The 25974-nt window shown below is 64.9% G+C and carries 26 protein-coding genes; 15 read left to right on the top strand and 11 right to left on the bottom strand.

What is annotated here, in order from left to right:
* Positions 1-25: 25 nt before the first annotated feature.
* From KXR83_RS20265 to KXR83_RS20245, 5 genes are all read left to right on the top strand, one after another.
* Positions 26-460 carry a tetratricopeptide repeat protein gene (locus KXR83_RS20265; protein WP_437426355.1) on the top strand — a complete coding sequence of 145 codons (435 nt, stop codon included), beginning with the start codon at positions 26-28 and terminating at the stop codon, positions 458-460.
* A 76-nt stretch (positions 461-536) separates the two neighbouring features.
* Positions 537-1172 (top strand): GntR family transcriptional regulator, encoded by a 636-nt coding sequence (locus tag KXR83_RS20260; RefSeq protein WP_437426354.1) that lies wholly within the window; start codon positions 537-539, stop codon positions 1170-1172.
* Positions 1169-2374: an MFS transporter gene (locus KXR83_RS20255; RefSeq protein ID WP_437426353.1), complete on the top strand. Its 1206-nt coding sequence runs from the start codon at positions 1169-1171 to the stop codon at positions 2372-2374. Before KXR83_RS20260 ends, KXR83_RS20255 begins: the two co-directional genes overlap by 4 nt.
* A 13-nt stretch (positions 2375-2387) precedes the next feature.
* Positions 2388-3203, top strand: coding sequence for an acyl-CoA thioesterase domain-containing protein (locus tag KXR83_RS20250; RefSeq protein ID WP_437426352.1), 816 nt, complete (start codon positions 2388-2390; stop codon positions 3201-3203).
* A 35-nt stretch (positions 3204-3238) separates the two neighbouring features.
* Positions 3239-4075: an alpha/beta fold hydrolase gene (locus tag KXR83_RS20245; protein WP_437426351.1), complete on the top strand. Its 837-nt coding sequence runs from the start codon at positions 3239-3241 to the stop codon at positions 4073-4075.
* A gap of 8 nt (positions 4076-4083) precedes the next feature.
* On the opposite strand, the gene KXR83_RS20240 is transcribed toward KXR83_RS20245, so the two are convergent.
* Positions 4084-5250 carry an ATP-grasp domain-containing protein gene (locus tag KXR83_RS20240; RefSeq protein WP_437426350.1) on the bottom strand — a complete coding sequence of 389 codons (1167 nt, stop codon included), beginning with the start codon at positions 5248-5250 and terminating at the stop codon, positions 4084-4086.
* A gap of 118 nt (positions 5251-5368) precedes the next feature.
* Between KXR83_RS20240 and KXR83_RS20235 the strand changes: the two genes are divergently transcribed.
* Positions 5369-6490 (top strand): EamA/RhaT family transporter, encoded by a 1122-nt coding sequence (locus KXR83_RS20235; RefSeq protein ID WP_437426349.1) that lies wholly within the window; start codon positions 5369-5371, stop codon positions 6488-6490.
* A gap of 201 nt (positions 6491-6691) precedes the next feature.
* Here the strand turns inward: KXR83_RS20235 and KXR83_RS20230 are convergent, their stop codons facing one another.
* The 3 genes from KXR83_RS20230 to KXR83_RS20220 all read right to left on the bottom strand — a co-directional run bounded on the left by KXR83_RS20230 (position 6692) and on the right by KXR83_RS20220 (position 8770).
* Positions 6692-7906, bottom strand: a complete 1215-nt coding sequence (locus tag KXR83_RS20230) for a DUF222 domain-containing protein (protein WP_437426348.1) — start codon at positions 7904-7906, stop codon at positions 6692-6694.
* A gap of 258 nt (positions 7907-8164) precedes the next feature.
* Positions 8165-8512, bottom strand: coding sequence for a hypothetical protein (locus KXR83_RS20225; RefSeq protein ID WP_437426347.1), 348 nt, complete (start codon positions 8510-8512; stop codon positions 8165-8167).
* A gap of 39 nt (positions 8513-8551) precedes the next feature.
* Entirely contained in the window at positions 8552-8770 is a 219-nt protein-coding gene (locus tag KXR83_RS20220) for a TetR/AcrR family transcriptional regulator (RefSeq protein WP_437426346.1), read from the bottom strand.
* A gap of 51 nt (positions 8771-8821) precedes the next feature.
* Here KXR83_RS20220 and KXR83_RS20215 point away from each other — a divergent pair, with 51 nt between their 5' ends.
* Positions 8822-9748 (top strand): alpha/beta hydrolase, encoded by a 927-nt coding sequence (locus KXR83_RS20215; protein ID WP_437426345.1) that lies wholly within the window; start codon positions 8822-8824, stop codon positions 9746-9748.
* A gap of 35 nt (positions 9749-9783) precedes the next feature.
* Here the strand turns inward: KXR83_RS20215 and KXR83_RS20210 are convergent, their stop codons facing one another.
* Entirely contained in the window at positions 9784-10863 is a 1080-nt protein-coding gene (locus KXR83_RS20210) for a phosphatase PAP2 family protein (protein WP_437426344.1), read from the bottom strand.
* Between the two features lie 180 nt (positions 10864-11043).
* Between KXR83_RS20210 and KXR83_RS20205 the strand changes: the two genes are divergently transcribed.
* The 3 genes from KXR83_RS20205 to KXR83_RS20195 all read left to right on the top strand — a co-directional run bounded on the left by KXR83_RS20205 (position 11044) and on the right by KXR83_RS20195 (position 13426).
* On the top strand, positions 11044-11259 hold the full coding sequence (locus tag KXR83_RS20205; protein WP_023960130.1) for a hypothetical protein: 216 nt from the start codon (positions 11044-11046) through the stop codon (positions 11257-11259).
* Positions 11260-11372: 113 nt separating this feature from the next.
* Positions 11373-12482, top strand: coding sequence for a DNA adenine methylase (locus KXR83_RS20200; protein WP_437426343.1), 1110 nt, complete (start codon positions 11373-11375; stop codon positions 12480-12482).
* A 95-nt stretch (positions 12483-12577) separates the two neighbouring features.
* Positions 12578-13426 carry an alpha/beta fold hydrolase gene (locus KXR83_RS20195; RefSeq protein ID WP_437426395.1) on the top strand — a complete coding sequence of 283 codons (849 nt, stop codon included), beginning with the start codon at positions 12578-12580 and terminating at the stop codon, positions 13424-13426.
* Between the two features lie 18 nt (positions 13427-13444).
* Here KXR83_RS20195 and KXR83_RS20190 read toward each other — a convergent pair whose 3' ends face one another.
* Positions 13445-14845, bottom strand: a complete 1401-nt coding sequence (locus KXR83_RS20190) for a WS/DGAT/MGAT family O-acyltransferase (RefSeq protein ID WP_437426342.1) — start codon at positions 14843-14845, stop codon at positions 13445-13447.
* Positions 14846-14961: 116 nt separating this feature from the next.
* On the opposite strand from KXR83_RS20190, the gene KXR83_RS20185 reads away from it, so the two are divergent.
* On the top strand, positions 14962-15735 hold the full coding sequence (locus KXR83_RS20185; RefSeq protein ID WP_437426341.1) for a deoxyribonuclease IV: 774 nt from the start codon (positions 14962-14964) through the stop codon (positions 15733-15735).
* Positions 15736-15739: 4 nt separating this feature from the next.
* Here KXR83_RS20185 and KXR83_RS20180 read toward each other — a convergent pair whose 3' ends face one another.
* Entirely contained in the window at positions 15740-16495 is a 756-nt protein-coding gene (locus KXR83_RS20180; protein ID WP_437426340.1) for a GTP pyrophosphokinase, read from the bottom strand.
* A gap of 65 nt (positions 16496-16560) precedes the next feature.
* On the opposite strand from KXR83_RS20180, the gene KXR83_RS20175 reads away from it, so the two are divergent.
* The 3 genes from KXR83_RS20175 to KXR83_RS20165 all read left to right on the top strand — a co-directional run bounded on the left by KXR83_RS20175 (position 16561) and on the right by KXR83_RS20165 (position 20790).
* A complete protein-coding gene (locus KXR83_RS20175) occupies positions 16561-17829 on the top strand; it encodes an APC family permease (protein ID WP_437426339.1) in 1269 nt (422 codons plus the stop codon).
* A gap of 171 nt (positions 17830-18000) precedes the next feature.
* Entirely contained in the window at positions 18001-19833 is a 1833-nt protein-coding gene (locus KXR83_RS20170) for an acyl-CoA dehydrogenase (protein WP_437426338.1), read from the top strand.
* Between the two features lie 132 nt (positions 19834-19965).
* Entirely contained in the window at positions 19966-20790 is an 825-nt protein-coding gene (locus tag KXR83_RS20165; RefSeq protein ID WP_437426337.1) for an HpcH/HpaI aldolase/citrate lyase family protein, read from the top strand.
* Between the two features lie 93 nt (positions 20791-20883).
* On the opposite strand, the gene KXR83_RS20160 is transcribed toward KXR83_RS20165, so the two are convergent.
* Positions 20884-21660: an SDR family NAD(P)-dependent oxidoreductase gene (locus KXR83_RS20160; protein ID WP_437426336.1), complete on the bottom strand. Its 777-nt coding sequence runs from the start codon at positions 21658-21660 to the stop codon at positions 20884-20886.
* A gap of 123 nt (positions 21661-21783) precedes the next feature.
* Here KXR83_RS20160 and KXR83_RS20155 point away from each other — a divergent pair, with 123 nt between their 5' ends.
* Positions 21784-22764 carry an ABC transporter substrate-binding protein gene (locus KXR83_RS20155; RefSeq protein WP_437426335.1) on the top strand — a complete coding sequence of 327 codons (981 nt, stop codon included), beginning with the start codon at positions 21784-21786 and terminating at the stop codon, positions 22762-22764.
* 31 nt (positions 22765-22795) lie between these two features.
* Here KXR83_RS20155 and KXR83_RS20150 read toward each other — a convergent pair whose 3' ends face one another.
* From KXR83_RS20150 to KXR83_RS20140, 3 genes are read right to left on the bottom strand one after another with little or no spacing between them, the layout of a single operon-like run.
* Positions 22796-23635 carry an ABC transporter ATP-binding protein gene (locus tag KXR83_RS20150; protein ID WP_437426334.1) on the bottom strand — a complete coding sequence of 280 codons (840 nt, stop codon included), beginning with the start codon at positions 23633-23635 and terminating at the stop codon, positions 22796-22798.
* A gap of 45 nt (positions 23636-23680) precedes the next feature.
* Complete coding sequence (locus tag KXR83_RS20145) at positions 23681-24775, bottom strand: FecCD family ABC transporter permease (protein WP_437426333.1); 1095 nt, start codon at positions 24773-24775, stop codon at positions 23681-23683.
* Positions 24772-25752 carry an iron chelate uptake ABC transporter family permease subunit gene (locus tag KXR83_RS20140; RefSeq protein ID WP_437426394.1) on the bottom strand — a complete coding sequence of 327 codons (981 nt, stop codon included), beginning with the start codon at positions 25750-25752 and terminating at the stop codon, positions 24772-24774. The genes KXR83_RS20145 and KXR83_RS20140 overlap by 4 nt, the downstream gene beginning before the upstream one ends.
* Between the last annotated feature and the right edge of the window lie 222 nt (positions 25753-25974).

Genomic DNA, 25974 nt, shown 5'->3' with positions numbered 1-25974 from the left:
CGGGTCCGGACGGCAAACTGAATGGGTGCTCGACGAGATGCAGCGTGAGGCCACCGAACTGTTCCAGGCAGGCGAGTACACCCATGCGCTCGCGGAGTTCTCGGTACTGCGTGAGATCCGCGCGCGGCGCGAAGGCCCCTACTCGCTGATGTGCCTGTCCAACCTGCACGACGTCATCCGCTGCCTGGTGCATCTGGGCAAGTGGGAGGCGTGCGAACCGCTGTGCCGGGACCTGCTCGCCAAGTACATGTTCACCCACGGCCCCACCGACCCCGACACCGTCGACGTGGTCGGGCACATGGCCACCACCTTGTCCGGCCTCGGTCGGCACACCGAAGCCGCAGAGCTGTACGGCCGCACCGCGGACGCCCTCGCTGCCGCAGGTCAGCACCGGAAAGCTCTCGGTCTGCGGGACGCTGCCGCAGCCGCCTTGGCAGGCGCCCCCACCGCCCGGCCCTAACCGCACGGCTGACCAAGATCACACGTCGCGACTCTGGTCTGACCGCGCGCCAACTGCTTAGATACAAGTTGTGTCCATGAACCTGTCTGCCGCTGAGCGCGCCTACCGCGACGTCAAGGGCCGGATCCTCTCCGGTTCGCTGGCCGGTGGCGAACTCATCAGTGAGGGTGAGGTCGCCGCAGCACTGGGCATCTCGCGGACACCGGTTCGAGAGGCTTTCCTGCGACTGGAGACCCAGGGGTGGATGCGGCTCTATCCCAAACGGGGGGCATTGATCGTGCCAGTGCCTGCCGACGAGGCAGAACACGTGATCGGGGCCCGCCACGCGGTCGAGACCGCCGCGGTCCGCGCGTTGGCGCACACCGACCGGGGCGCGATCGTCGAGTCGCTTCGTCAGAGCATCGCCCGGCTCGAGAGTCTCGCCGAGGCAGCCGAGGTGGACCAGTTCACCATCGAGGACGCCGGCTTCCATCGCTTGTTCGTGCAGGCCGCGAACAATCCGCTGCTGTCCGGTTTCTATGACACCCTGCACGATCGCCAACTCCGGATGACCAGCACGTCGGTGCTGCGCGACAAGGCCCAGATGGAGCGAATCATCAAGCATCACAACGAATTGACCGACCTGATCGAGGCGGGTGACACCGACGGGTTCGCCGCCTCGCTCGCCGCACACCTGGCGGCAGTGCACGATCTGCGCAGGCCTCCGGCATGAGGAACTGGCGCGGCGTGAGCGCCGCGATGTTCGCGATCGCCTGGGGCGGAAACGAGTTCACTCCCCTGCTCGTGTTCTACAAGAGCGAGTACGAGCTGTCCGGTCCCACCGTCGATGTGTTGCTCTTCGCCTACGTCCTCGGGATGATCCCGGCGCTCCTGATCGGCGGGCCACTGTCAGATCGGTTCGGACGCCGGCCGATCATGCGCCCCGCCGCGCTCATCGCCGCAGCCGGATCGCTGGTGCTGGCAGCCGCAGCCGACCAGGTGCCCCTCCTCGCCGTGGGTCGCATCCTGTGTGGCATCGCGATCGGCCTTGCGATGGCGGTGGGGACGAGCTGGATCAAGGAACTGTCCGTCGACAACGGCGCCAAGCGGGCCGCGATGAGCTTGACCGCGGGGTTCGGTGTCGGCGCCGGGCTGGCCGGGGTGCTGGCGGAGTGGGGACCCTGGCCTCACGTGCTGTCCTATGTCCTGAACGCCGGCGTGTGCCTGCTCGGCGCGGTGTGGGTATGGAATGTTCCCGAAACCCGTCAGCGAGCGACCGCACCGACCCGCCTACGAGATGATCTGAAGATCCCTTCGCTGGGCCATCGACGGTTCCTGTACGTCGTTGTCCCGTTGGCGCCGTGGGTCTTCGGCGCAGCCATCGGATGCCAGGCCATCCTGCCCACCCTGATGGCACCGAAGGTCGGCGGCGCCCCCATGGCGTTCGCAGCGCTGATCTCCGTGGTGACGCTCAGCTGCGGGTTCGGCATCCAGGCCCTCGCCCGCCGCATCGACCGTCCCGACTCGGCGCGGGCCAGTCAGGTGGCCTTGCTCCTGCTCGTGGCCGGCATGGCGTTGGCAGCGCTCGCCTCCTCGATCCTGACCATCTGGGCGGTGCTGGTCGCCGCTGTTGTGCTCGGCGCCGGTTACGGGATCGCCCTCGTCGCCGGATTGTCCGAGGTCCAGCGGATCGCGCAGCCGGGCGATCTCGCCGGCCTGACAGCGGTGTACTACGCCCTCACCTATCTCGGGTTCGCGGTCCCGGCCACGTTGGCATATCTGCACGACTACATCCCCGGGGTCACCTATCCCTGGATGTTCGGGTTCGGTGCCGTCGCTGCCGCAGCCACACTCGCGATGATCAGTCGGCGGTCACGCCGCGACCTGCCGTCTGCGTCGCCCGCACCCGCCCCGCTCGCATCGGCCCAGCTCTGACACTATCGATCTCGTGCCCGAACCTCGTAGTTTTTTTGTTCCCGGTGACGACGACAGCACGCTGATACCCACGAAGTGGTCCGGCAGCGCCTGGGGCCCGGATCAGCTGAACGGTCCGGCCGTCTGTGCTGTGGCGGCCCGCGCCATCGAGCGTGAGTTCGCCGATCCGGACTTCGTGCCCGCGCGGATCACGATCGACCTGTTCAAGGCGGCGCGGAACCGGCCGACGGTGGTCACCACGTCGCTGGTCCGCTCGGGCCGACGCATCATCGTCGCCGACGCCGAGGTCCGGCAGGACAACGTCACCGTCGCACGCGCCACGGCCGTGTTCCTGCGGCGTTCGGCGCCGCCCCCCGGCGCCGAATGGCAGCCGTCGGGCACCTTCACCCCGCCGACCGACGAGTCGGAAGACAACACGCTCCGACACCCGTGGCTGCAGTCCGGCGACGCCGATTGGACGCGGGATATCGGCGGTCACCAGAATGCCTCGCGCAAACGAGCGTGGAGCACCGCGATGCCCGTGCTGCCGAATGAACCCGCCTCACCGTTTGTCCACGCGGTGCAGTCCGCGGAGTCGACCAGTCTTGTTACCAACCTGGGTACCGACGGAATCGGCTACATCAACTGCGACCTCACGATGGCACTGTCGCGCATGCCCGAGGGTGCCGAGCTCGGCATCGAGGCGGACAGCCACATCACCGCCGACGGGATCTCGGTGGGTACCGCCACCCTGTACGACCGGAAGGGACCGTACGGGACCGGGATGGTGACCGCGGTCAGCAACCCGGCCGCGCAGATCGACTTCTCCCGCAAGTCCCGCTTGGTATAAACCATGTCCTGGGGAGCACTGGGAAAGGGCTGATCATGGACGCGACGACGCTGCCGAACGGGACCGTGCTGGGCGTGACCAAGGTCGGAGAAGGACCGGTTGTGCTGCTCAACGGCGGCCTGGGGATGCCGTCGATGGTGTGGGACATCTGCGGCCTCGCCCCGGCCCTCGCGGACGCAGGATTCACCGTGATCAGCTACAACGCGCGCGGCCTGGCTCCGTCATCGGCGCCCCCTTCGCCTTACTCGGTGGCCGACCTCGCTGATGACGCCGCGGCACTCCTCGACCATTTCGGCGTCAACGACGCACTCGTCGTCGGTTACTCGATGGGCTGCTACACAACTCAGGCCATGCTGCGGAGCCGTCCCGAATTGGTCAAAGCTGCAGTCCTTTTCGCCGGACTACAGCCCAGCCCGATCGGTGCACTCGTCGGTGAGATGGAGCTGAGCCTCATCGAGCAGATCGGCGAGATACCCCGTGCAGTACTGGTTTTCGAGCAACTGATGACCACGTTGCACACCACGCTGCTGCAGGATCCGGCCACCGTGTCCGGCTGGCGGGACATGCTCAGCGGTTCCGATGGAGGCTGGGCGAGCCCGGACGGTTTCACCGGCCAGCTGACCGCATCCTACGAGTGGATCAAGTCAGGCGAGCCGCTGCCCGAGCATCTGGCCGCCATCGATGTGCCGACCCTGGTACTGGCGTTCGAACACGACCTGTTCTTCCCGCCCGAGCTGTCCCGAGCCACTGCGGCCCGCATCCCCGGTTCGGCGTTCGTCCAGATCGACGGCGCAGGCCACGGCGGGTTGTTCACCGGCCCCGGCGACAGCGTCGAGCGAATCGTGGAGTTCTGCCGTCAGCACTCAGGCTGACGGCCCGGTCAGATCTGCTCGCCGTCCCATTCATGGTCGTGCATGAAACCTTCCGCCAAACCCACGCGATACTTGAGTGAGTTCGTGAGGATATTGCTCAAGGCGAAGGGGATGCCCAAAAAAGGACCGATGTCGTCGCGTCGGGTGATGATCTCGTCCGTATGGCGGAAATCCCGAGCGAACCCGCGCAGCGTGTTGCCCTCGAGTGCAGATTTGCGCCAGCCGTAGAGGAGCATTCCCGGCCCGACCATTTTGCGCACATCGGGATCGGGGGTGATCACGTCGTCATTCTCTCCAAAGAATGCGCGGTCGACTCTGTTGTGCGGCTCGAACATCAAAATGCCACTTGTAGAACGCGGGTTGCATTCAATGGTGAACAACCCCCGCTCCGGGTGTTCGATGAAATCGAATCCGATCTGACCGGTGAAATTGATTTCTTTCACCCGTTCGGTCACCCAGTCGGTGATTCCCGAATGTTCGACCGGCTCGTAACTGAGACACGACTGACCATTGATTGCATATCGCACAGGGTAGATTGCATGCGCGTAGACCCTGCCCTCGTGGCACACCGAATAGGTGCAGTACTTATCACCTTTGAGCCACTCCTGCGCCAGCCAAGGATTAAGCGGATCAAATGTGAGGCCGTCGGGTATTTCTCCGGGATTCACTTTATAAACTTGCTGTGAACCTCGCGAGTAAACCTGTTTCAGCGCAAATGGACTTTCGAAATCCAGCGCGGCCAACTCGGCCTCATCGCGAACCTGTGCGTACTTCAGGGTGGGCACGCCCAAGGTCTCCAGCAGCACCTGGTACTCGTATTTGTTATGCAGCCGGTTTTCGGTCAGGAAATCGGAGAGCAGCAGGCGGCACTCGGGCGGGAACTGCTCCTGCGCCATCGCAAGGATGTCGGTCTCTTCGTGAATCGGTATGACGAGGTCGATCGATTCGGCCCGGACGATACGCGCGATTTCGTCCACATATTCGCGTGGCTCGAACTTCGGCCGCGGAACCCGGAACACCTTTTGTACGGAATTCGAGAACCGTGTGATGGGAAATGGAATCGAATCGGCGATGAATACATAGTGCCCGCCGGCATTCATCAATCTGGCGAGATCAAGGGTGAGAAATGAACGCCCGAAAGTGATGAGAACATTTTTTCCGCTGCGAGTGGTCATCGTGCCTCGCTGCCGAACCGAAGAATGGCTTTCACCAGCGACATGGTAGCTTATATTCGCCGTCGGACAGGCGCCGGGTGGGCCTCGAATATTCCGGGCGGCGACGGAGGGTGTCGGGGTGTTCCTGATCGGTGTCTTGTTCGCCAGTGCGGCTGCCGTGGCCTACGGTCTGTCGACCGTGTTGCGCGCCCTCGGGGCCCGCAAGGCGGCAGTTGCCGCTCGCGAGCACGACAGAGAACACCAGCTGACCACCGAAGGTGGCCCCTCGGTCTCCTCGACGGTTGACACTTTCAAGACCCGCGAGTTCATCCTCGGCACGTCGCTGGTGGTGATCGGCTTCGGCGCCGGCGCGGTGGCCGCCCGGTTCCTTCCTCTCTTTCTGTCACAGACCATCGTCTCGGCCAACCTCATCGTCACCGCTCTCGTCGGCACCGCTGTGCTGGGCATTCGACTGCACGGTCGCGACTGGGTCGCAATGTGCGTGGTGGTGACGTCACTGTGTGCGCTCGGGTTGTCGTCGTCGCATGAGGGCGGCGGCGGCGAACAGCGCAGCTTCCACTACGGCCTGCTGTTCGCCACCTGCGTTCTGGCCGGACTCGCGTTGCTTGCTGTCTACAAGCTCGGCAAGCGTGGCGCGATCGTCGGCGGTGCTGCCGCCGGCCTGCTGTTCGGTGTCATCGCGATCTCGGTCCGCATCCTGCGCGGGATCGATCCGTTCAACATCGTCACCCTGCTCACCGACCCCGCGGCGTGGACCATCGCCATCGCCGGTGCAGTCGGCTTCTACGTCCACACCGTCGCCCTGCAGCTCGGGCAGGTCAACGGCGTCACCGCTGTGCTGGTGGTCGGCGAGACGGCCGGCCCCGGCATCATCGGCGTGGTCTTCCTCAGCGACAGCGCAAAGCCCGGCCTGGGCTGGCTTGCCGTCATCGGGTTCGTCGGCGCCGTGGTGGGTGCAGTCCTGGTTGCCTTGTACAGCTCCGTGGACGCCGACCACTTCGGCGAATCCGACACGGACAACGGTGGCTGGCGCCTGCGCAACCGTGGCAACGCGGACAACCTGAGCACCGGGGACAACTTGGGCACCGGGGACGACTGGGGCAAGGGCGACTCACACGCCTCGCCGACCACTCCAACGGACAGACCCAATCAAGGCAACCCGCCGAATCAGTCAGAGCGGGCAGATCGGCCAGAGCGGTCGGATCGGTCGCACAGTCAACGCAGCCGACGCACTACCTGACCCCGGCCCGATCGGTCCGCCCTGAACACGGCCGACCCTCCCACAGCCCGACCTCTCCACGGCAGATCTTCTCCACGGCTCGACCGTGAGTACGGCCCTGCCCTTCACGCGGCGGCCGTTCACACTATGGAGTTGTCAGGGTGCGTCCGCGGTCCCGTCGATGTGGCGGGTGCGGTGTTGTGCGGTGCTGGTTCGCGTGAGTCAGGCTGCGAGGGTGAGGGTTCGGCGGTTGTAGGCCGGTAGTGGTTGTCTGGTGGGGTCGATGTCGGCGGGCGGGATCAGCCAGGGATGCCCGTCGGTGCCCATGACGATGTCCCAGTCGGTGTGGTGCACGGCGCGGTGGCACGTCCGGCACAGCAGACACCCATTCGCGAGGGTGGTGGGTCCTCCGTCGGCCCAGTGCACGATGTGGTGGCAGTCCGACCAGGTCGCTGGTGCCCCGCATTTGATGCAGCAGGTATCTCGGATCAGGATCGCTTTCCGCACTGGCCCGGTGAACAAACGTTTGGGTGGACTCAAATCGATCGGCACCTGCTGCCCATCGAGGGTGATCGAGGTGATCACGGCATCACACGCAGCTGCTGCGGCGGTCGCTTCGGTGACCGGACCCATCCACCGCAGTGACGCTAGGTCGGGATGATCAGCCGGAACCGTCACGGCCACTTCCGTTCTCGGTGCCGATATCAGCGCTTGCCCACCGCCGCCACAGTCGAGGAGTTGGTGCAGGGCGTCAGCGCGTCGTTGTGTCGGTGTGCGAGCATCGGCGCTCCCGTCCGGTTCAGGTCGAGGCCTGGACCACACGTCGAGCGCGGACATCATTTTTTCCCCGGTCACCGCATCAACATCAAACCTGCCTGCCAACCGGCCGTCACTGGTGATGGCGTAATCCAGGGTGTTTAACGAGGCGTTTTCGGCGGCCGGCACCCCACCCGACTCCTCGGCAACCTCGTTACCCATCGTCCGGGCGATCCGCCCGATCTCCGCGGATGGTGCACCAGAGATCGCCTGAGCCAGGAGTTTTCGTTCGACCTCAGATCGGACGTCATCACTCATCACACCCACCATCCGGCCGCGAACATGGCTGACACCTCGAACAACTGCATCGACGTGTTCGGCGGAGAGGAACCCGTCCCGGAAATATCCGGCGGTACGCTCCAACCCCACCACGCCGACCCCGATTCGTAGCCATCGCGCCACCGCCGCTGGCGCGGCACCGTTGGCCTGCAACACCTTCGACGTTGTCGACCCCATACGCTTGGCCACACCCAGGCGGTCGATGATCACCGCACCGGCCGCCAACCGCGCCTCGACGGCATTACGCAGGGTGATCAGATCTTTCACCACCGCAACCACCCCGGCCGGATCTTCAGGGAACCCCACCCCGCTGACCTCATCAACCAGATGAACAACAGTCATCACCACACCCCCTCCAAGACAACAACATTGGGACAACAACATTGGGACAGCCGATCACAATGGTGGCGTAGTCACACGTATCTCAGAGTCAGGTCTTGCGGACGATCAGCTGCCATCACCCTACTAAATCGAACACATGTTCGTATGTAGATCGTTTGGGTGAATCCATTCGACCCCCGACCGCGTCCAACCTTCATGTGGGCGAAAGTCAATCTCCAGGGTCGTTCGGGCGTGCTGTCCAGCCGCTGCGGGCCGGCGTCACAACGGCTGTTCGGTCGCCATCAGACCTCCAACGATGGCAGCGCACAATCGTTCTCGATCGTCGGCAGTGGCGGCGGTCGCGATCAACTGATGCACTTGCCCGTCGATGGAGGCCGCCAGCAGGCGGGCTTGCAGAGGGGCGTCCGCAGACGGCGTGCCGGTACGGATGAGGTGCGGCACGAGTCGCGCTGCCATATCAGCGGTGAGGGCCGTGAACGCCTCGACCAACTCGGGAGTCCGCGGTGCGTGTTCCCGCAGAACCGCGAAGGTGCGGGGATGACTGCCGTTGAGCCGCACCACCATCTCGACCATTGTGGTGACCATCTCGAGGCGAGTCGGCGCCATCGTGTCGAAGCTGTCGCAGAGCTCCGTAAGGGCTGCCCGCTACTCATCGAGATGCCTCCACGCCAGCGCGGCCATGATCGCGTGCTTGTTCGGGAAGTACTGGTACAGAGATCCGATCGACACTCCGGCAACATCGGCGATGCGGTTGGTCGTCCCGGCTGCACCTTCGCTGTCGAAAACGCGAGTAGCTGCCTCCAGGATCACGTCGACCATGAAGCGAGATCGGTCCTGAACAGGCGTTTTCCGGGCACGGCTCATGAGACCTCAATGCGAGTTGCCATGCCCTCGACCTCCGTTGATGCTCAGAAGATGAACGAAGTCGAATATAGCGACGTCGCCGAATACGCCCGGTTCCTTCCGCAGCGCTATCGAATGGCAATGCAGGCACCGGTCACCACCTGGTGGCCCTGGCGTCGTCACCTCATGCACGTGGCACGGGCCGAGAACCCGTCTGCGCCGGCACGAGTGCTGATCATCCACGGAGCCGGCGGCCATTCGGGCGCGCTGTGGCCATTCACCGCGGTAGCAACCCCCGACGACGCAGACTTACTGGCACTTGATCTTCCGCTGTACGGACGCACCGAGACCGCCGACCCCGCGAAGGTCCGCTACGGAGACTGGGTTGATCTGCTGTGCGACTTCGTGACGGAGGAGACCAGAGCCGACCCGAGGCCCCTGGTTCTGTTCGGCGCAAGCATGGGCGGCATGCTGGCCTACGAAACGGCCAGTCGCACAGGCACTGTCGCAGGTGTGGTTGCAACCTGCCTGCTGGACCCGGCGGACCGCTCCGCTCGAGGAGCCGCATCCCGCTGGGCGCCTCTCGGCATGAGCGCTCCACACACTCTCCCCCTGTTGTCGCCATGGGCAGGCAACGTGATGGTGCCGATTCGATGGCTGGCCCGGATGACCGCCATGAGCAACAACCCTGAACTGACCCGGCTGTGCGCGGCAGACCCCCGAGGAGGTGGCGGTCGCGTCCCGCTCGGATTCCTTTCCGACTGGTTCACCTACCGACACACCGCACCGGCGCACTACGGCGGCCCCGCGATCACCTTGGCACACCCGGGAGCCGACCGCTGGACCCCGGCCGCGCTCAGCGAGCGGTTCTTGGAGAAGGTACCGGGCCCGAACACCATTGTCCGACTGACCAATTGCGGGCACTATCCCATCGAAGAACCCGGATTGACCCAGCTCGAAGAGGCCGTCCGCGCGGTGATCGAATCGCTGGCCACATGAGGCCGCCGCCCCTACCCATCGAACGGCCGAGCCGCTCACACCGACTGCGGGACCGCCGATCGGTTTCTTCGGGCGATCAACCGCTTGTCCACGACATCGACGCCCACCACCACAACAGCAGCGAGGCCCCATCCGAGGAGGATGTCGAGCACATAGTGTTCGGCGGTGTAGACCAACGTGAAGGCCATCGCAACGGCGTAGCCGACGAACAGCGTTCGCCCGAGCGCACGCACACGGGGCCACATGAACAGCGCCAGGAACATCGTCAACCCCGCATGCAACGACGGGATCGCAGCAACGAGATTGGCTTTCGCCTGACCCAACTGGAGCAGGTTGGAAGCGGCGTGGATGTCCAGCACTTCCCACCCGCGCGCGGAGATGCGTTCGACGTAGGGCTGGGCGCCCGCGTTCTGCGGCTTCAGCTCCCCGAGCAGTCCGCCATCATCGGCGTAGAGCTGATTCATGCATTCGGGTGCTCGCGGATAGTCCGCAACCTGCTCCGAGGTGCACCGGGCGGCGGCCCAGGGCGGCGCGGCGGGCAGCAGGGTGTACCCCACCAGCGCCACAAACGTCATGATCAGGAAGCCGGCTGCGTAACGCCGCCACGCGTGGCGATTGCGCAGCCACAACACTGCGGCAGCCGCATACGGGATGATGAAGTACGACATGTAGACGACGCTGGTGAAGACCTCCCACCAAGGCGTGTCGGGTTGCTTCAGACGTTCTTGCAACCACACCGTCGGATTCACCCCGAACAACATGTGGTCGAAGTCTGCGGCGAGCGACCAGTGCGTCGGCATCCCCATCCACTGGGCGATGTTCCGGGTGAAGTCGTAGAGCAGAAGTATCCCGGCAAACGGCAGCCAGTCGATGATCACCGTGGTGACCCGTCGCCGCCCGATACTCGCTGCGGCCAGACCCAGGCACATCAGCAAGATCAAGCGGGTCCGGTCGAACGCGAGGCCGAGGAAGATCAGATGCGCCACGACGACGCCCAACCACAGGGTTGTCGCAACCCACCGCCACACCCGCAGATTGCGCCACCAAGGCATCGGCAGCCGGTCCACGGTGCGCTCCGACGCCACGTCGGACCGCTCGACCTCCTGTGTGCTCATCGTCGAGGCCCCCGCATACGCATTCGATACCCGCTGTTCGCCCAGAATTCGCAGAATGTTCCCACCAACAACCTAGGCGAAGACTGCCGGATCTTGCCGGATGAAACCGGTGAACACATTTCGTGGTCTGAGTCACACTGAACGTGGACGGAACAGATCAAGCCGGTGGAGGTTATCCGCGTGCCCAACAAGTATCTGCGATACGGCGACCAGCGCTACATCATCAACAACGAGGCCGAGGCGCGGCTCAATCGCACGCTGGAGGCGGTCTACGCCGATGGCAGCCGTGGGCACCAGTGGCTGAACCTCTACCGCGACTCCGAGGCCCCCTGCCGACTACTCATCGCCACGGGCGTGCCCATCAGCATCGAAACCGAACTCTGCCTCGACGACTGACACACCGGGAAACCCAGACACCGCCACACCAAGACACAGCCCCACCCAGACACCGCCGCACCGTGACACCGCCAGAACTCCCACAGGTGAGCGATAGGCTTCGGGCTGTGTCCGTGGCCCCTTCTGCAGATGACGAGGTCATCTACCGGACCACCCAGCTGATCACCTACCTCGGCAACAAACGACAGCTGCTCGGCATGGTCGATGACGCACTGGCGTCCGTGCAAGAGCGGCTCGGCCGGCCGTTGGTGACACTCGATGCGTTCTCGGGTAGCGGCGTCGTTTCCCGGCTCGCAAAAGCCCGGTCGAACGTCGTGATCAGCAACGACCTCGAGAGCTACGCGCGCGTAATCAGCGAATGCTATTTGACCAACACGAGCGAGATCGACGATGGGGCAATCCGTTCTGCCGTCGCCGAGATCAATTCCGAAGTCGAATCAGGTTTCCGCACAGACGGTTTCATCGCCCGCCACTATGCACCCGCCGACGACAGCCGAATCGCGCAGGGTGAGCGGGTCTTCTACACCACGGACAACGCCCGTCGTCTCGACGCGTACGTCGCGCTGATCCATGCCCGGCCGCAGCCGATGCGGTCACTCCTACTCGGACCGCTGCTCTCGGCTGCGTCGGTGCACGCCAACACTTCCGGGGTGTTCAAGGGCTTCTACAAAGACCGGGGAACGGGCATCGGGAGGTTCGGCGGTACCGCCGCCGACGCCTTGGGCCGCATCACCCGACAGATCGTCCTCACCCCACCGATCTTGAGTGTTCACCACGCCGAACGCCAGATCCTGCAGGCCGACGCCGGCCAACTGCCCGACCTCATCGGGCCGGTGGACGTGGCGTATCTCGATCCCCCGTACAACCAGCACCCCTACGGTTCCAACTACTTCATGCTCAACCTGATCGCCGAGAACCGGGAGCCCGCGCAGATGAGCCGCGTATCGGGCATCCCCCGTGACTGGAATCGATCGGGATACAACGTGCGGTCCACCGCCGGCCCGTTGCTGGCGCGTCTCATCGACGACCTCGACACCAAGTTCGTCCTCATCTCCTACAACGACGAGGGATACATCTCGCCGGAACAGATGCGCGAAATCCTCGCCGACGTCGGTCCGGTCACCGAGATCACGCAGCGCTACAACACTTTCCGAGGCAGCCGAAACCTCGGCGGTCGGAACACCCACGTCACCGAGCACCTGTATCTGGTCGAGAAGATCTGACCGGCCGACCGCTGCGACCGTTTTCCCGTAACGTCGGTGCGGTGCGAAATGTGCTGCAGTCGGTCCGCAATCAGGTCCTGTCGCGCGTCGACAAGATGATCGAGCCGTACCCCGTGCACGACCTCCCTCACGGCCACATGATTCACCTGCCGGGGCGTGGCTCCACGTTTGTCACCGACTCCGGACCCAAGGACGCGCCGGCCATCTTCCTGCTGCATTCGGTCCTCACCACCGGCCTGCTGTGCTGGTACCCGCTGATCCCCCAGCTGAACCAGGAGTTCCGGGTGATCACCCTCGACCAACGCTGGCATGGCCGCGGTATCCGCAACAAGCCATTCGACCTCGACGACTGCGCAGACGACGTCGCCGCCCTTGCCGACGTCCTGGGCATCAACACCTTCACGGCCGCCGGCTTCTCAATGGGAGGCGGTATCGCGCAGTTGGTCTGGCGACGGCATCCGGGCCGGGTCACTGCAATGGTGCTGTGCTCCACCGGACCATTCTTCGGCAGTCACGACCCACAGCGGCAGACCAACATGTCGAACATCGGCAGGTTGATGAAGGTGATCCACCCGCCTCACGTGCAACCCGAGGCCGCGAAACTCGACGACCGTTCCGTGCCCGACACCGTATGGGCGCTACGCCAATTCCTCTCGACCCCGGTGTCGCGGCTGGGCACCCTGGGAGACGGCATGAGCTACTTCGACTCTCAGCCGTGGCTGGGCGAGATCGATGTGCCCACCGCAGTCCTGCTCTCGCTGAAGGATCGCGTGATCCCGCTATGGCGCCAACGACTGCTGACCGACAACATCCCCGGTGTACTCACCGTCGAGGTGAACGGCGGACACGCGTGCTGCGTGCTCGAAGCCGACGAGTTCATCCCGAAGTTCCTGGACGCAGCACGGCGCGTCACCGCACACGTCAAGGAGACCGCCCCGGTCTAGGCCCGCGGCATCAAGCGGTCACGGATCGCAGGCTTCGAGCAGTGCCTTCACCTCGTGTTCGAACGCGTGCATCAGCGGCCAGGGGTCGGGCACGTGCTCTTTGCAGGCGATGGCTCCGATGTTGAGGTGCCCGTTCTGCGAGAAGACGGTGATGTTGACGCCCGAGCCGTGGAACACCGGCCCGAGTGGGTACATCGCGTCGATCTTGGCGCCGAGGTAGTACAGCGGGAAATCGGGCCCGGGAACGTTGGAGATGACCAGGTTGAAGACCGGCGGATGATGTTCGGCCAACTCGTTTGACGAGTACAGCCTCATCGCCAGACCCATCGTGGCAGGTGGGATGAACTGCGCCCAGCCACGCAGCAGGTTCGAGTCCATCGAGCCGTGATGGTCCTTCGACTTGCGCACCTGCTCACCGATCGTCGTGATGCGCTCCACCGGATCGGCCACGTCGGTGGCCAACTTGGTGAACATGCCGGTCACCTTGTTGGTTCCCTGCGTGACCAGGTCGTCGTCGTTGTCGCCGTGCACCGACACCGGGACCATCGCCACCAGCGGCTGGTCCGGCAGTTCACCTCGGTCGTCGAGGTAGTTGCGTAGCGCGCCGGCACACACGCTGAGCACCACGTCGTTGAGTTTGACCCCGAAGTGGTCCTTGATCCTCTTGAGGTCGGTGAGCGACACCTGTGTGTAGGCGATGCTGCGATGCGGGGTGATCGACCTGTTGAACGGCGTCCGTGGAGCCCGGAACGGGGCCGGCATGGCCTCACCGCGCAACGCACGCGACACCCACTCGAACGGAACCTGTGCGGTCTTGGGCAGCAGCCGCGCGAAGCTGAGCGGCCGCCTGGCAATCTGGAGAACACCGTCGGCGGCAAGGCCGATCAGCGAGGAGTCGCCAGCGGTGTGAGACAGGGAAACGTCATCGAGTTCCGGCGGTTCCGGTGTGAGAGTGCACAATTGGGCCAGCAGGTCCGAGGCGGTCACGCCATCGACACCGGCGTGGTGCATCCGTAGCAACACCGCGATCTTGCCGTCGGCCAGTCCTTCGATGACCCACATCTCCCACAACGGCTTGCTGCGGTCGAGCGGGACCCCAGCGATGTGCGCGCAGAAATCGGCGAGCTCCTGCTGACCACCGGGCGCAGGCACCGCCACCCGGTGCACATGCCGTTCGATGTCGAAATTGCGGTCCTCGACCCACACGGGGTGGTCGAGGTTCAGGATCGAGTCCCGGACCTTCCGCCGAAACGTCGGCAACGCCCCGATCCGTCGTTCCAGCTCGTCGCGCATTTTCGCGAACGAATAGCCCCCTTGCACCGTCTCGGGATCCAGCTCGATCAACCCGATGATGTGCATCAATTGCGACCGCGTCTCCAGATAGAGGAAGGACGCGTCAAGACCACTCAACCGTTCCACGTCTAACACCTTTCGAAGAAAAGTTGCTCCACCCCATTGACCAGTCCCACTCTGCTCGCACCGGCAGAGAAATACCTGTGGTTCAGCGATAAGGGCAGACGCCATAAGGTGGACGCATGCGCATTGGTGCCCACGTACGACAAGACAGCGATCCCATCGGCAGAGCCGAAGAACTCGGCGCCGAGGTGCTGCAGATGTTCGTCACCGATCCACAGGAGTGGGGCAAGCCCCACCCGCACCCCCTGGCCCAGCAGATCCGGGACTCCCCGATCGACGTCGTGGTGCACAGTTCGTACCGCATCAACGTCGCCAGCCTCAACAACAGGCTGCGTATGCCGTCGCGGCAGGCCGTCATCAACCAGGCCCAGGCGGCCGCCGATCTCGGCGCCTTCGGGCTGGTCGTGCACGGTGGACACCTCCGCGACGACGAAGACGCGGCCACCGGATACGAGAACTGGCGCAAGCTCTTTGAGCGGGCCGCCGACAAGGGTGGTTTCCCCGTCCCGATCCTCATCGAGAACACCGCCGGTGGTGACAACGCGTTGGCCCGCAGCCTCGAGAACATCGAGCGCCTGTGGGAGGCCGTCGGCGATTTCGACAACGCCGGCTTCTGCCTCGACACCTGCCACGCGTGGGCCGGGGGCGAAGATCTCGTGGACATCGTCGAACGGGTCAGGGCGATCACCGGTCGCATCGACCTGCTCCACCTGAACAACTCGCGCGACGAGTTCGACTCGGCTCGCGACCGGCACGCCAACCTCACGTCCGGTCACATCGATCCCGACGTTCTCGTCGCCGTCGCCAGGGCCGCCGACGCGCCGGTGATCCTGGAAACCCCAGAAGAGGGTCTCGCCGACGACGTGAAATACCTACGCGAAGCCCTCAGCTGAGGATTCAACGCTCACCGGTCACACCGTGGATCTCGTTGCGGATGGCCTGCATCCGCTGATCGAGCACGTTGGCGGTGCCGGCCGCGACGGTCAGTTCGTCCAGCAGATGGGCCGGCACGGTGCGGTCGTACTTGTAGTAGATCTTGTGCTCGAGGCTCGCCCAGAAATCCATGGCGATGGTCCGAACCTGTAGTTCCACCTTCACCGGCAACTGGCCGGTGCTGAGGTTCACCGGCGTCTCGACGATGGTGTGCAGGCCGCGGTAGCCATTCGGCTTGGGCTCTGCGATGTAGTCCTTGGTCTGCAGTGTCCGCACGTCGGGCTGCGCGCAGAGCAGCTCGGTGAGCCGGTACGCATCGGAGATGAAGCTGCAGGTCACACGCACGCCTGCGATGTCGTCGAGACGGTTTGCCAGCGATTCCGGGTCCACCGGGATGTCGCGGCGCCGGGCCTTGGCCAGCAGGCTCTCGGGGGTCTTGACTCGTGAGCTGATGTGCTCGATCGGGTTGTAGTCGTTGAGGTAGGCGAACTCGTCGCGCAGGATCTCGATCTTCGTGACGATCTCGTTGATCGCAAACTGGAACGGCAGCATGAACTTTCGCAGACCGTGACCGATCTCGATGAGATCAGCCGGCGCCAGATCACGCTCCACGCCTTCGGCGGTGAGCCATCGGACCAGCGGTGTGTTCGCCTGGCTTGGCTCATCTTGTCCGGGCAGATCAGTTCGGGGCAGATCAGTGCGGTCGGTCAGGTCGGTCATGTGTCCATCGTGCCTGAGCCGTGCGGCATACTGACCCACATGCGGCTCGGGGAGGATCCGGCATCATGACCGTCACACCGCAATCTCCGCAATTGCGCCGCGAACTCGGACTCGGCGACGCCGTTGTCACAGGACTCGGCGCGATGCTCGGCGCGGGTATCTTCGTCACCCTCGCCCCCACCGCGGGCGCTGCCGGATCCGGCCTGCTGGTTGCGCTTGCCATCGCAGCGGTTGTCGCCTACTGCAATGCGAACTCGTCGGCGCGACTGGCCGCCGAGTACCCGTCGGCAGGCGGGACCTACGTATACGGCCGTGAGCGCCTCGGCATGTTCTGGGGTTACCTCGCCGGCTGGGGTTTTGTCGTCGGGAAGACCGCGTCGTGCGCGGCGATGGCGCTGACCGCCGGTTTCTACCTGTGGCCCGACCACGCGCACGCCGTTGCGGTGGCGGTGACGCTGGCACTGACCGCGATCAACTACGTCGGAATCCAGAAGTCGGCGTGGGTGATCCGGCTACTCGTCGCGGTGGTGCTCGTTGTGCTCTTGTCCGTGGTGGTCTCAGTCGCGGCATCACCCGATGTCGACGCCGCACGCCTCGACCCCACATCGGGCCTGTCGGCGACCGGGCTCCTCGAGGCCGCCGGCTTGTGGTTCTTCGCGTTCGCCGGTTACGCCCGCATCGCCACCCTTGGTGAGGAGGTGCGGGATCCGGTCCGCACCATCTCGAGGGCGATCACGATCGCGCTGGCGGTGGTCGTGGTGATCTATGCGCTCGTGGCGGTGGCGGCGCTGGCCGTCATGGGCGCCGATGCGCTCAGCGACTCCAACGCCCCGCTTGTGGACGTGGTGCGCGCTGCGGGCGCACCGGCCCTGGTCCCGGTGGTCACCATCGGCGCGGCCCTGGCTGCGCTCGGCGCGTTGCTCACCTTGATCCTCGGTGTCTCGCGCACCACACTCGCCATGGCTCGCGACGGCCATCTACCCCGCGCCCTCGCCGCGGTCCATCCACGCTTCCACGTCCCTCATCGCGCCGAGGTGGTCGTCGGCATCGTCGTCGCGGTGCTGGCCGCGACGTTCGACGTACGCGACGCCATCGGATTCTCCGCGTTCGCCGTCCTCATCTACTACGCCATCGCGAACCTGAGCGCTCTCACACTCGATGGGCGACGGGAGTGGTGGCGTAAAGCTGTTCCGGTGGTCGGGCTGATCGGCTGTTTGGTGCTCGGATTCAGCCTGCCTGCCACCTCGGTGATCGCGGGGGTGGGCGTTCTCGCCATCGGCGCTGCGCTCTACGGGCTGCGCCTGCTCCGCCGCCGGTCAACCGCAGATCACTGATCGCCCGCGCAGTGGCGCAAATCATCTTTTCTCTTCGACACAGCGTTTGTGCGTCGTGGTATGCGGATGTATATTTGAGTTGTTACTGGTGAGTAACTTAGCGTGCAACGAGCCCATGGGCGCTCACTCGCCACTCTCAACGGCAGTTTTACGATTGCAAAGGATTCTGCAATGGGGCATTACAAGAGCAATCTCCGCGACCTCCAGTTCAACCTCTTCGAGATGTTGAAGCTCGATGAGGTCCTCGCGAGTGGTGAGTTCGGCGATCTCGATCGCGAGACCGCCATCGACATGCTGCGGGAGGTGAACAACCTCGCACAAGGGCCGCTGGCCGACTCGTTTACCGAGTCCGACCGCAACCCGCCCGTCTTCGATCCCGAGACCCACTCGGTCACCGTTCCAGAGGCCTTCAAGAAGTCGTACAAGGCCCTGACCGACGGCGGCTGGGACAAGCTCGGCATCGACGAAGAACTCGGCGGCCTGCCGACCCCGCGGTCGCTGTACTGGGCCATCGGCGAACTGATCCTCGGCGCCAACCCGGCCACATTCATGTACGCCGCCGGCGCCGGCTTCTCCAACATCTTCTACAACAACGGCACCGAAGAGCAGAAGAAGTGGGCTGCCATCAGCTCCGAGCGCGGCTGGGGCGCCACCATGGTGCTGACCGAGCCCGACGCCGGTTCCGATGTCGGCGCCGCCCGCACCAAGGCCGTCAAGCAGGACGACGGCACCTGGCACATCGACGGCGTGAAGCGCTTCATCACCTCCGCCGACCAGGACATGACCGAGAACATCATCCACCTGGTGCTGGCCCGCCCCGAAGGCGCACGGCCCGGCACCAAGGGACTCTCCCTGTTCTTCGTGCCCAAGTTCCACTTCGACCACGAGACCGGTGAACTGGGCGAGCGCAACGGCGTCTACGTCACCAACGTCGAACACAAGATGGGCCTCAAGGTATCGGCCACCTGTGAACTCACCTTCGGTCAGCACGGCGTCCCCGCCAAGGGCTGGCTCGTCGGCGAGGTACACGACGGCATCGCGCAGATGTTCGACGTCATCGAGCACGCGCGAATGATGGTCGGCACCAAGGCAATCGCGACCCTGTCCACCGGTTACCTGAACGCACTGGAATACGCCAAGGAGCGTATCCAGGGCGCCGACATGACCCAGATGACCGACAAGGCCGCACCGCGCGTCGCCATCACGCACCACCCGGATGTTCGCCGATCGCTGATGCTGCAGAAGGCCTACTCCGAAGGCCTGCGCGCGGTGTACCTCTACACCGCATCGCACCAGGATGTGGTTGCCGCACAGCTCGTCTCGGGTGCCGACAAAGAGATGGCATTCCGCGTCAACGACCTCCTGCTGCCGATCGTCAAGGGCGTCGGCTCCGAGAAGGCCTCCGAGCAGCTCATCGGATCGCTGCAGACCCTCGGTGGCTCCGGCTTCCTGCAGGACTACCCGATCGAGCAGTACATCCGCGACGCGAAGATCGACTCGCTCTACGAAGGCACCACCGCCATCCAGGCGCAGGACTTCTTCTTCCGCAAGATCATCCGCGACAAAGGCCAGGCACTGGCCCACGTCGCCGGACAGATCAGCTCGTTCATCGAGTCCGAAGCAGGCAACGGCCGACTCAAGGCCGAACGCGCTCTGCTCAAGACCGCACTCGACGACGTCCAGGGCATGGCCGCCACCCTCACCGGCTTCCTCATGGGAGCCCAGGAGCAGCCGACCGAGCTGTACAAGGTCGGACTGGGCAGCGTCCGCTTCCTCATGGCCGTCGGAGACCTCATGATCGGCTGGCTGCTGCTGCGCCAGGCCGAGGTCGCCCTCGCCGCACTCGACAACGGTGCATCCGAAGCAGACACCACGTTCTACAACGGCAAGATCGGCGTCGCGAGCTTCTTCGCCAAGAACGTCCTGCCCGAACTGACCGCCGCACGCGGCATCATCGAGAACATCGACAACGACGTGATGGAGCTCGACGAAGCCTCCTTCTAGTCCGAAGCGTTGAAAGAGTGGGCCGCACCGTCAGGGGGCGGCCCACTCTGTTTTATTGTTCGCTACAGCTCGCGGGTGAACGTAATGAACTCAAAGGGTGCCCGCTTCTGCCGCTGGTCGCACACTGGGGGCATGCCCTCTACGATCGCCCGATCCGTCACTCCCGAACTGTCCCGCTCGTGGATGTTGGTCAACGCCGCCCAGGGCGACTTCGACGCCGCCGCCAGATCGGACGCCGACCAGGTGATCCTCGATCTCGAAGATGCCGTCGACCCGCGCGGGAAGGGCGCGGCGCGCGAACGGGTGTGTGCCTGGCTCGACACCGCCACGGCCTGGGTACGGATCAACGACAGGACCACGCGGTTCTGGTCCGACGACATCGACCGGCTGCGCGGAGCACCGGGCCTGGCCGGTGTGATGCTGGCAAAGGCCGAGACTGCCGCGCAGGTGAGCGAGACATTCGACCGCCTCGGCGGGCACACCCCTGTCATCGCACTCATCGAGTCAGCGATCGGAGTGGAGAACGCCGTCGAGATCGCCCGCGCCCGCGGCGTCCTGCGCCTCGCGTTCGGCAGCGGCGACTACCGCCACGACACCGGCACCGCGGCCGACGACGCCGTGATGGCGTACCCGCGGTCGCGGCTGGTGGTGGCCAGCCGGGTCGCCGAACTGCCAGGCCCCATCGACGGTCCGGCGGTCACCGACGACGTGGCCGTGCTGGAGGCGAAGACGGCGACATCGGTTGCATTCGGACTCACCGGAAAGCTGTGCCTCAACGCCTCGCAGCCGGCTGTCATCAACCGCGTCGCCAGCCCCAGCTCGGAAGACACCGCATGGGCCACCGACTTCTTGTCAGAGTTCGAGGCCCGCGGCCGGGTGGTTCGCGACGGCAGCGATCCGCCCCGCCTCAAGCGGGCAGAGAAGATCGCACGACTCGCCGCCGAATACACCAGCTGACACACAGAAATCGTCCCCCTGACAGCGCACCAAGGGAGTAATTCCCTCAGTGGCCGTCCAGGGGGACGATGTTGACCGCTTTTGTCGGAAGAGTTACTTCGGTGGCATCCGGATGCCGCCGTCGACGCGGATGACCTCTCCGTTCATGTACGAGTTGGTGATCAGTTCGATCACCATCGACGCCAGCTCATCCGGGGTACCGAGCCGCTTCGGGAACAGGACGTTCTCTCCCAGCTTCGCCTTGAACGCCTCCGATTCGGGACCCGTTCCGTAGATCGGGGTCTCGATGAGGCCGGGGGCAACGGTGTTGTTCCGGATGCCGGCAGCGGCGAGGTCGCGTGCCACGGTGAGGGTCAGGCTGACGATGCCGCCCTTGGATGCCGAGTATGCGGCCTGGCCGATCTGGCCGTCGAACGCCGCAACGCTGGCCATCGACACGATCGCGCCCTTGTCACCGGATTCGGTGGCCTCATTGCGACTCATCGCGGTCGCGGCCAAGCGGGTCGCGTCGAAGCTGCCGATCAGGTTGATGTTGATGACCTTTCGGAATGCGTCCAGGTCGTGGGCCGACGAGAACTCGCCATCCCGCCCGATGGTGCGCTGCGCCGAGCCGATGCCCGCCGAGTTCACCAGTGCCCGAAGCGGTCCCAGCTCGGTCGCCTTGTTCACGGCGGCCTCGATCTGCTCGGTCTTGGTCACGTCGACGCTGACGAACACCCCGTCGATCTCCTTGGCGAGGGCCTCACCCTTGTCCGCCTGAAGGTCGGCGATGACAACCTTGGCTCCCAGCCCGGCGAGCTGGCGCGCGACTGCGGCGCCGATCCCCGATGCGCCACCGGTAACTACTGCACTTGCTCCATTGATATCCACGGACGCAGCCTACGACCGAGCGCTTGCTCGGTTCAAGTGTTTGCGTAAGGCCGCGCCGGACAAGCACTTCACAGGCGCACGGCCCATTGCTGAGCCTCGCTAAGCATAGGCTAGCCTCATCTCATGTTCCGCCGTGCCCTAGCTGTGTTCAGCATTCTCGCCCTTCTGTTCGTGGCCGCCTGTTCCGACGAGAGCGATCAGGAGCAAACCCCGCCCTCCGGCGCATCGACCGGCGCGTTCCCGGTCACCGTGGCCACCAAGTTCGGCCCGGTGACGATCGAGAAGCCGCCGACCCGGGTGGTCGCGCTCGGATGGGGCGACGCCGAGACCGCACTTGCCCTCGGCGTGCAGCCGGTGGGAGCAAGCGACTGGCTCGACTTCGGCGGCGAGGGTGTGGGCCCATGGGCCGAGGGGCTCTACGACAACCAGCCCGAGATCATCGGAACCCGGGAGCCGTCCTTCGAGCAGATTCTCGCTCTCGAACCCGATCTGATCCTCGACACCAAGAGCTCGGGAGATCAGAAGAGATACGACACGTTGGCCGAGATCGCCCCGACCGTCGCGTTGCCTGCAGGCGCTGACAGCTACAAGACCACCCTCGAACAACAGGTGACGATGGTGTCGCAAGCACTGGGCGTCCCGGAGAAGGGGACCGAACTGGTCGAGCAGCTCAATGGCCGGTTCACCGAGGTTGCTGCGCAAAATCCTGAGTTCCGCGGCAAGACGGTCACGGTGGCAGCGCGTTCCGGGACGGGTTGGGGCGCATACTCCCCCGATACCGAACGGGTCGAATTCCTTGTCAAACTGGGCTTCTCGCCCAATCCCGCCATCGATCCCGCTGATGCCAAGGGGTTCTCGGTCCCCATCGCGGACGAGAACCTGCGGTTGCTCGATGCCGACATGGTGGTGGTCTTCCCGATCCAGCGCACGGCCGCCGAGGTGGAAGGCGACCCGCTGTTCAAGTCCGTGCCCGCCGTCGCCGCCGGCCGCTACCTCGTCTTCGACGACCTCACGATCTCGCGGGCGTACTCGACGAACTCGGTGCTGTCCATCCAGTACGCGCTCGACACGGTTGTACCCCTGATCGCCGAGCGCGTGCAGTGATTCACCGCTCGGCCGTACTCGCCTGCGACAGCTAGCGTCGGACGAGCGGGATCACAAGGGGCGTATGCGATTCCGGGTCGTCGATGATCCTGCACGGGAGGCCGAACACATCGCGGACAAGATCGGCCGTGATGATGTCGGCCGGTCGGCCCTCCGCCACGATGGCACCGGCCTTCATGGCGATGATGTGGTCGGCGTAGCGGCAGGCGTGGTTGAGGTCGTGCAACACCGCGACAAGCGTTCGACCGCCGGTCTTGTTGAGCTCGGCACACAACTCGAGCAGGTCGATCTGGTAGGCGATGTCCAGGAACGTGGTCGGCTCGTCGAGCAACATCAGCGGAGTCTGCTGCGCCAACACCATTGCCACCCACACCCTTTGACGCTGCCCGCCGGAGAGTTCATCGACCAGTCGCCCCGACAGCTCGGTCACGCCGGTCGCCGTCATCGCCTCGATCACGGCCGATTCGTCGTCGGCTGACCACTGCCGGATCAGCTTCTGGTGCGGATAACGTCCACGGGCGACGAGGTCGGCGACCCTGATGCCGTCGGGCGCGATGGATGACTGCGGCAGGAGACCGAGCCTGCGCGCCACCTCCTTGGCCGGATATGAACTGATCGCCTTACCGTCCAGCAGCACCGACCCCTTGGTGGGGGCCAGAAGTCGCGAAAGTGCACGCAGCAGAGTCGATTTGCCGCAGGCATTGGGTCCGACGATCACGGTGAAGGCACCGTCTGGGATGTCAACGCTCAACGACTCGCTGATCACCCGCTTGTCGTAGCCGATGGTGACGTCCTGAGCCTGCAACCGGGTGTGCACCCCGTCGCCGCCTCGCGCCGCGGACAGTACTTCTTGGTCCGCGATTTTGCTCATGTCCACTGTTCGCACCTCATCATCGGACGTCTTGAGATTGTCGGGTCATTGGCGACGCGCCTCTCGGGCGAGCAGCCACACCAGGTAGAGGCCGCCCACCGACACCGTGACAACTCCCACCGGAAGCTGGGTGGGCGTGAAGGCGCGCTGCGCGATGAGGTCGCTGGCCACCAGTAGCAACGCGCCCATGGCCGCCGCCGGGAGCATGGCCACGCCTGGGGTGCGGGTCAGCCTGCGGGCCAATTGTGGTGCGGCCAGCGACACGAAGGCGATGGGACCCGCAGCTGCGGTTGCAACGGCGGTGAGTGCGACACCGAGGACGATCAGCACCAATCGCGTCGGTTCTGCGCGGATGCCCAACGCTTTGGCTGCGTCATCACCCAGATCGAGCATCGGCATCCGGTAGGACGCCAGAACCAGCAGTGGGGTGAGGACCGCCAACAGGATGAGGGCAGGGCGGGCTTGCGTCCAGCCCAGTCCGTTGAGCGATCCGGCACCCCACACCGCGGCGGACATCGCATCCTCGAGGTCCGCTCGCAGGATCAGCCAGGCGTTCACCGACGACAGGACCGCGCTGATGGCGATTCCCACGATGATGAGCCGAAATCCCTGGACACCACGCTTGAAGGCCAGCAGGTACACCAGGAGCGCGGTGATCATGCCTCCTACCAGTGCGCCTATCGCGGTGTCGTAATAGCCGCCGCCACCGATGATCAGCAGGACCACCAGTGCGCCCGTGTAGGCGCCTGTGTTGAAGCCGATGATGTCGGGACTGCCCAACGGGTTTCGGGTGATCGACTGGAACACCGCCCCGCTGACGCCCAGTGCGGCCCCGAGGATCAGGGCGAGCAGCACCCTCGGCATCCGCCATTCCATCACCACGAGCTCTTCGATCCGGGACCCGTTGCCGAAGATCGCCTGAACCACCCGGTCGGGGGACACGGGGTAGTCCCCGGTGCCGAGCGCAAAGACCGCAACCACCAGCGCAGCGGCCACCAGCATGACGATCACGGCCACGGCGCGAACGTCGATCCGCCCCGACAACGTGCCACCCTGCACGCGCAGCACCGCGACCTTACGTCCGAAGTCGATATCCCCAGGGAGCGCCGGCTTGTCCTGCTTCTGCGCGTCGACGCTCACAGGCCGCTCGCCTTGCCTCGTCGAACCAGGAAGATCAGTACGGGTGCACCGACAAACGCGGTGACGATCCCGACCTGCATCTCACCCGGCCGGATGATCACACGCCCGATCACGTCGGACAGCAGGAGCACGATCGGCCCACCCACCAGCGTGTACGCCAGGATCCAGCGTTGATCGGGCCCGACGATCCAGCGGGCCACATGCGGAACCATCAGTCCCAGAAAGCTGATCGGTCCGGCGGCCGCGGTGGCGGCGCCGCAGAGCAGCGTCACCGCGATCACTCCGATGACCCGGGTGCGGGCCACGTTCGCCCCGAGTGACCGCGCGAGATCGTCACCCATGGCGACAGCGTTGAGCGGACGGGCGATGACAAACGCGAGCACCAGCCCGACCACAACAAACGGCGCGACCGCACCCGACACCTCGAGTCCGCGTCCGGCGATCGACCCCGCGTTCCAGAACCGCATCTGGTCGAAGGCTTCCGGGTCGAGCAGGATGAGTCCCGACGTGATGCCGGTGAGCACGGCACCGATGGCAACTCCGGCCAACGTGAGCCGGATCGGGGTGGCGCCCCCTCTGCCGATGGACCCCAGCGCGTACACGAAGACCATCACCACCACCGCACCCGCAAACGCGAACCAGATGTACGACCAGATGCTCGCCACTCCGAACACCCCGACCGCGAGGGCGACGGCGAACGCGGCGCCGGCGTTGACGCCGAGAATCCCGGGATCTGCCAACGGGTTTCGGGTGATCGCCTGGATGAGAGCTCCACCGATCCCCAACGCGACCCCGACGATCAGGCCGAGGATGGTGCGCGGGATACGCAGGTCGCGAACGATGATGTGGTCCCCGGAGTTGTTGTACGACCACAGCGCATCCCACACCGTCGAGAACGGCACGTCTTTGGCGCCGATGGCGATGCTGAGCATGCAGACCGCAGCCAGGATGACAACCCCGGCAACCCAGCCGAGCATCCGCCTGGTGTTGGTCTGCGCCAAACCCTGAGCACGGCGGCGCGCCGCCGAACCATCTGCGCTCTTTGTCAGGTCCACCCGGAGGCCGGGGTCGGCACCGACAGTCACGTCCGAGCCCGGCACGCGTTGTCCTGCATCTCAGCCCCATCTATCAGTAGGTAACCCTCACCTTAGTGCAAACGCAGGGTCCCTTACCGCAGCCCGTCGGTTGACGGCATCATC

This window comes from Williamsia muralis (assembly GCF_051487485.1).
GTDB classification, from domain to species: domain Bacteria; phylum Actinomycetota; class Actinomycetes; order Mycobacteriales; family Mycobacteriaceae; genus Williamsia; species Williamsia muralis_B.
This window is presented reverse-complemented; position numbering and strand designations above follow the sequence as displayed.

Bases quoted from the DNA above. Each gene is read 5' to 3' on its own strand.
- KXR83_RS20255 (WP_437426353.1), top strand. From the start codon at position 1,169: ATGAGGAACTGGCGCGGCGTGAGCGCCGCGATGTTCGCGATCGCCTGG.
- KXR83_RS20240 (WP_437426350.1), bottom strand. From the start codon at position 5,250: ATGACCACTCGCAGCGGAAAAAATGTTCTCATCACTTTCGGGCGTTCA.
- KXR83_RS20210 (WP_437426344.1), bottom strand. From the start codon at position 10,863: ATGAGCACACAGGAGGTCGAGCGGTCCGACGTGGCGTCGGAGCGCACC.
- KXR83_RS20195 (WP_437426395.1), top strand. From the start codon at position 12,578: ATGATCGAGCCGTACCCCGTGCACGACCTCCCTCACGGCCACATGATT.
- KXR83_RS20170 (WP_437426338.1), top strand. From the start codon at position 18,001: ATGGGGCATTACAAGAGCAATCTCCGCGACCTCCAGTTCAACCTCTTC.
- KXR83_RS20165 (WP_437426337.1), top strand. From the start codon at position 19,966: ATGCCCTCTACGATCGCCCGATCCGTCACTCCCGAACTGTCCCGCTCG.
- KXR83_RS20215 (WP_437426345.1), top strand. From the start codon at position 8,822: ATGAACGAAGTCGAATATAGCGACGTCGCCGAATACGCCCGGTTCCTT.
- KXR83_RS20155 (WP_437426335.1), top strand. From the start codon at position 21,784: ATGTTCCGCCGTGCCCTAGCTGTGTTCAGCATTCTCGCCCTTCTGTTC.
- KXR83_RS20150 (WP_437426334.1), bottom strand. From the start codon at position 23,635: ATGAGCAAAATCGCGGACCAAGAAGTACTGTCCGCGGCGCGAGGCGGC.
- KXR83_RS20245 (WP_437426351.1), top strand. From the start codon at position 3,239: ATGGACGCGACGACGCTGCCGAACGGGACCGTGCTGGGCGTGACCAAG.
- KXR83_RS20230 (WP_437426348.1), bottom strand. From the start codon at position 7,906: ATGACTGTTGTTCATCTGGTTGATGAGGTCAGCGGGGTGGGGTTCCCT.
- KXR83_RS20185 (WP_437426341.1), top strand. From the start codon at position 14,962: ATGCGCATTGGTGCCCACGTACGACAAGACAGCGATCCCATCGGCAGA.
- KXR83_RS20225 (WP_437426347.1), bottom strand. From the start codon at position 8,512: ATGGCGCCGACTCGCCTCGAGATGGTCACCACAATGGTCGAGATGGTG.
- KXR83_RS20180 (WP_437426340.1), bottom strand. From the start codon at position 16,495: ATGACCGACCTGACCGACCGCACTGATCTGCCCCGAACTGATCTGCCC.
- KXR83_RS20260 (WP_437426354.1), top strand. From the start codon at position 537: ATGAACCTGTCTGCCGCTGAGCGCGCCTACCGCGACGTCAAGGGCCGG.
- KXR83_RS20220 (WP_437426346.1), bottom strand. From the start codon at position 8,770: ATGAGCCGTGCCCGGAAAACGCCTGTTCAGGACCGATCTCGCTTCATG.
- KXR83_RS20140 (WP_437426394.1), bottom strand. From the start codon at position 25,752: ATGCTCGGCTGGGTTGCCGGGGTTGTCATCCTGGCTGCGGTCTGCATG.
- KXR83_RS20175 (WP_437426339.1), top strand. From the start codon at position 16,561: ATGACCGTCACACCGCAATCTCCGCAATTGCGCCGCGAACTCGGACTC.